This window comes from Microcoleus sp. OTE_8_concoct_300, assembly GCF_031383065.1.
GTDB lineage: Bacteria > Cyanobacteriota > Cyanobacteriia > Cyanobacteriales > Microcoleaceae > Microcoleus.
The window spans coordinates 1-4,601 of sequence record NZ_JANMZH010000806.1 but is presented as its reverse complement, the minus strand read 5'-3'; the positions used below and the strand labels follow the sequence as shown (position 1 = coordinate 4,601).

The following is a 4,601-nucleotide window of genomic DNA, read 5'->3' as shown; positions in this document are numbered from 1 at the left end:
TTTCTGACCCCGTGGGTAAGTCCTAGCAAAACCAAAGAAACCGGGTTTTTGCGGTTTTTGCGGTTTGTAACGAGTATTCTCCGAAAAACCCGGTTTCTGACCCCGTGGGTAAGTCCTAGCAAAACCAAAGAAACCGGGTTTTTGCGGTTTTTGCGGTTTGTAACGAGTATTCTCCGAAAAACCCGGTTTCTGACCCCGTGGGTAAGTCCTAGTGGTAAAACTCGGAAAGATTTTGGTAAATACGTAGAATTCTACGTATACAATTGAAAAGCGTTCCCATGTTGATAGAGGTGAAAAAGCTATGCTGAGTGAATCTTTGCGCCTGGTGTACGGCGATGAATTAATTACCGCCACCGAATTGAACCGGCAACCAGGTAGAGTGCTGGATTTGGCGATGGATCATCCTATCACCATCACTCGCAACGACCAGCATTTTGCTTTGCTGCGCCGCGACGAGATGGCGCTGTTGGTAAAAGCCGCCGCCCTTTCCTTGAAAGTCTTTGAGGTGACGGCCGCTGCTTATCGGTTGCGTCTGGGAGAAGAGATTGGTTCAGAACATCCCTATGCGTGGCTAAAAGTATTTGACGAGGCGGAACTCAGTGAACTGATCGCAGAAATAGAGAAAGATTACCGTCTTGTGGAATCGGAACCTGCGGCTTGGGCTCGGATTGAGGCAACGATTTATGAATGGCATGAAAGCGCGATCGCAATTTCTAGCCCCGAACTCGCCGCAGCTTTCAGCGATGAAATTGACGAAGTGTTACTGACAAAACCGACTGCAGAAAACACTACCGAATCTGCTGCTGTATGACGCACTCTGCAACCATTCCCGACGATTCGGAAAGCCCGGTGTCTCCTGAAGAACAGCCGACACCATCACCCGCAACTCTTGAAGCCGAAGCCGAAATTCCCGCACCAGCGCCTGTGCTTTCAGAGTTGGTAGAACCTCCTGAAGAACCGCTGACACCACCGCGAACAAAGCCATCTGCTAAAGAAAACGAAGTCAAACTTATCGCGCAAGTACCTGCATCGCCCTGGTTAGTAGTAGCGAAAAACCGACGGGTTAACCGGGATTGGGAAGCCTTAATGTTACGTGCTTCTGAGAATACTCGTCGGTGCTATCAGGATTTATTTGACACTCCTCGGACTGAAGTCGCGAGGATTCTTGGATCAATCAGTCGATTTGCTCGTTGATGTCGCCACCAAGGAGTAGAGATCGTTCTGTCCCCAAGCGTTAATTTCGGTGTGCCCCACCGTATTTAAATTCAAACTAATTCCTGCTTGCTTCAACCCTTTGGTTAAAATATTTTTTCCAGCGTTATGATCCCGATCCAATATCGCCCCACAGCCGCAAATATGAGTTCTGGTTGATAGCGTCTTCTTAACAAGATTGCCACAATTAGAACACTCTTGTGAGGTGTATTGAGGAGCAACAGCAATTACTGTTTTGCCGTATACTTTTCCAAAATACTCTAACCACTGAGCAAATTGTGACCACGCTGCATCGCTGATCGACTTAGCAAGTTTATGGTTTTTGACCATATTTTTAACTTGAAGGTTTTCGTAGGCTACGAAATCGCTAGATTTCACCGCGCACAACGCCGTCTTTATAGCGAAGTCTTTACGCTGCCGACTAACCTTCAGGTGCTTTCTTCCTAACTTGTTGATAGCTTTTTTTCGATTACCAGAGCCTTTCTTCTTTCGAGAAACTCGCTTCTGCAATCTCTTCAAAGCTTTTTCACTTTTTCGGAGGTAGCGAGGGTTGGCGACTGTTTCGCCATCGCTGTCGGTATAGAAATGGTTTAATCCCACATCTATTCCAATGGCTTTGCCAGTAGAGATAGGCTCCTCTTTCCGCTCCACGTTGATGCAAAATTGGGCGTAGTATCCGTCGGCACGACGCACAACCCTGATTCGTTTAATCTCATCTGGTGCATAAAAATGCAAATCCCGACTGCCAATTAATTTGAATTTTCCAGCAGCAAAGTCGTCCTTAAAAGTTAAATATCTTTTGTCGGAAGAAAGTAACCACCCTGAAGTTTTGTACTCAACGGAGCGAGTATGCCTCTTGAACTGCGGGTATCCTTTTTTGCCTGGTATTTTTGCTTTGCAATTAGCGAAAAAACGCTGGATAGCAAAAATGGCACGCTCAGCAGAAGCCTGACGTGCCATTGAGTTAAGCTTGCCTGCCCATTCAAACTCTTTTGCCATAATGGCGCATTGTTTGTACAGATCGACTAGCTTAACTCCTTGATTCTCTATCCAGTATCTAAGAGTTTTGTTTCGGACAAATTGAGCTGTTCTGATCATCTCATCGATAATCAGATATTGCTCCGCTTTGCCTTTTAACTTAAACTCTAAAACTATCATCACAGTATTTTATCGCTTCTAGGGAAATCTTTACTTGCAAAATATGTATTTTTTAATTATTCTTTACAATATGTGGAAATTAAATCCGTCCTATAAGGACGGGGCTTTAAACCCAAAATTTTCGGTAATGCGCCAATGGCAAGAAAACAAAAGAGAGTTTTTCCCTTAAAAGGTAAACTCTACAAAGGTGCATGGGAGTATGAAGTAACAAGCTCAGACCGAGTATTTTATGTACCGGATGAAGACCAACGCAAAGTGCTTGTTTACTACGCTGGGATTCATCCTAAATCAGCTCCATTTCCTCCGTAAAGTAAGTATGAAATACCGGCGTTGGGCAGTAGGGGCGAGCGAAATCCCAACCGACATTGGAAAGGGGCTCATCCGATATCCGGTTAGCCTATTTCCATATAAATTTACCAATTTTGGGCTTGTATCCTGGATGCTTTCGGTCAAGAGTGATATCGGTTCCCAAGCCTGAGCCTGGGAACCAGTCAAGATATCATTCCTAGGGACACAAGATTGTTGTGTCCTTTGGCTGTGGCTTAACTTATTTTCCCGGTGGCGTAGTCTGGCCCGATCGCACTTTACGACGAATCAGCACACTCATCACGTGCCCAGCAGTTGCCGCGCGCTGTAGGGGACTCCAATCACCAACTTGTGCAAATCCCAATCGGTACAAAGTAAGAATCGTTTCCCGGACACCCTGGGGCGAACCCACAACCGTTACCAGCAGCACATCCTGTTCCGATATGGCTGCTGAGTCGGAATTTTGACAATCCTCTTCGAGGGCAACGCTTACGGATTCGTTTTCGTCGGGCACGAATTCCTGTGACATATTATGTTCTCCTGACTTTGGGTTTTCTAAGGAAACCCAAAAATCTAGCCGCCCCGCATTTTAAGACACAGCAGGGCGGCCACAGAGAATGTTACAATGCTCTGTTAGCCTCCAGACTGGTTCTGCAGTTTGGCGGTTATGCTGTCCATTGCTGTTACCAGCAGCTTTGGGCAGTGCAACTAAATTTTTGGGTGACGCGGGTTGCCTCCTATGCAAGCAAAGCAACCTCTCAATTCACAGCGTAGCCGCATAAGGTGCCCGCTGTCAACCAATTTTAGATATTAGATTTTGGATTTGAGATTGGATAGTCGATCGCACGGATCGATCTGTTGCCAGATACAGCTATGATTAATTCCCTGCCGGATTTTTAACTGGTAATTCGATCGCGCTTCAAATCCCGAAACCAGGTTTTTCCAGTGCTTTCAGGCAGTCTTTACAAAGCTTTGCATAAAACCACTGAGTTGAGGCTGATAAGTAAATGAGGACTTACGCACCAAGCTCAAGAAACCGGGTTTTTGGCCTAATCTTCTGGTAATAGCGAAAAATTTTCGTAAAAAAAGGGCTAAACCAAATACAGGTTTCTGGCCACCAAACACCAAACCAGATTAAGCATTCACCTTTTTAATATTTTTTTAACATATCTCACATTCCTTATTGTCAGTCGGTAAGTTTCCCGCAATAAGCAAAATATGGTACCTTTCTTTTTTCAATAGATACTTCCAACGTTAATAGGTCAGATATCATTCCAATGTCATTTTTGTTTCTGGATATGTCCATTGTCCATACATCATCTTTCATTGTAAATTGTAATATGTCTCCCCGTGACCCGTGATATATCCTATCTGTTAAAACCCATTATTCCGACCCATGACCCATATACTGGTACAAACTGGATTATCACTTTATAGAATAAATGTGTACACATGATTTTGGATTTGTGTATGTTCTTTTCTTTATAATCTTTCCGATTCTTCACCATGTTATTTTTGCTTTCATCAATTGTTTTTCAATTGCAATCATATCATTATCTTTGTTGCTTAATGTTTGTCCTAGATGTTTATAATGGTTCACTTTTTTGATTTCTTCTCCGTTTTATTTCAAACATACAGTTGTCACGTTCTCATGACATTTAGCCAATTAAGTATTCTTTTGTGTTTCCGTTTACTTCTTGCACTCTGAATTTAAATGTTGACTTCAATTCACATTTTTTCGGAATAGCCAGCACTCCATACTCCACACAATGCGGTAATAATCTTTCTTGACGTATTATTACATTCCACTTCATACTTCATGGCAGTGTAGATTTGAGGTTCTTATGACAGAAGGTCCTTTAGTAAAATTATTCATGGCACAACCAGAAACCAGACAATATGCTATTATTCCCATAACAGAAGCA

6 protein-coding genes are annotated in these 4,601 nt (G+C 43.5%); 4 read left to right on the top strand and 2 right to left on the bottom strand.

Features of this window, described 5'->3' with window-relative positions:
• The 3 genes from ACUVJL_RS36025 to ACUVJL_RS36015 all read left to right on the top strand — a co-directional run.
• Nucleotides 1-267 (top strand): hypothetical protein (locus tag ACUVJL_RS36025; RefSeq protein WP_445250203.1); only part of this gene is annotated, 267 nt, incomplete at its 5' end.
• A gap of 34 nt (nucleotides 268-301) precedes the next feature.
• A complete protein-coding gene (locus tag ACUVJL_RS36020) occupies nucleotides 302-811 on the top strand; it encodes a hypothetical protein (protein WP_445250202.1) in 510 nt (169 codons plus the stop codon).
• Nucleotides 808-1,194, top strand: coding sequence for a hypothetical protein (locus ACUVJL_RS36015; RefSeq protein WP_445250201.1), 387 nt, complete (start codon nucleotides 808-810; stop codon nucleotides 1,192-1,194). The genes ACUVJL_RS36020 and ACUVJL_RS36015 overlap by 4 nt, the downstream gene beginning before the upstream one ends.
• Here the strand turns inward: ACUVJL_RS36015 and ACUVJL_RS36010 are convergent.
• Nucleotides 1,171-2,370 carry an RNA-guided endonuclease InsQ/TnpB family protein gene (locus ACUVJL_RS36010; RefSeq protein ID WP_445250200.1) on the bottom strand — a complete coding sequence of 400 codons (1,200 nt, stop codon included), beginning with the start codon at nucleotides 2,368-2,370 and terminating at the stop codon, nucleotides 1,171-1,173. The two genes, ACUVJL_RS36015 and ACUVJL_RS36010, sit on opposite strands and share 24 nt — an antisense overlap.
• 135 nt (nucleotides 2,371-2,505) lie before the next feature.
• On the opposite strand from ACUVJL_RS36010, the gene ACUVJL_RS36005 reads away from it, so the two are divergent.
• Nucleotides 2,506-2,679: a hypothetical protein gene (locus ACUVJL_RS36005; RefSeq protein ID WP_445250199.1), complete on the top strand. Its 174-nt coding sequence runs from the start codon at nucleotides 2,506-2,508 to the stop codon at nucleotides 2,677-2,679.
• Nucleotides 2,680-2,917: 238 nt separating this feature from the next.
• On the opposite strand, the gene ACUVJL_RS36000 is transcribed toward ACUVJL_RS36005, so the two are convergent.
• Nucleotides 2,918-3,205, bottom strand: a complete 288-nt coding sequence (locus ACUVJL_RS36000) for a hypothetical protein (protein WP_445250198.1) — start codon at nucleotides 3,203-3,205, stop codon at nucleotides 2,918-2,920.
• Nucleotides 3,206-4,601 lie beyond the last annotated feature (1,396 nt).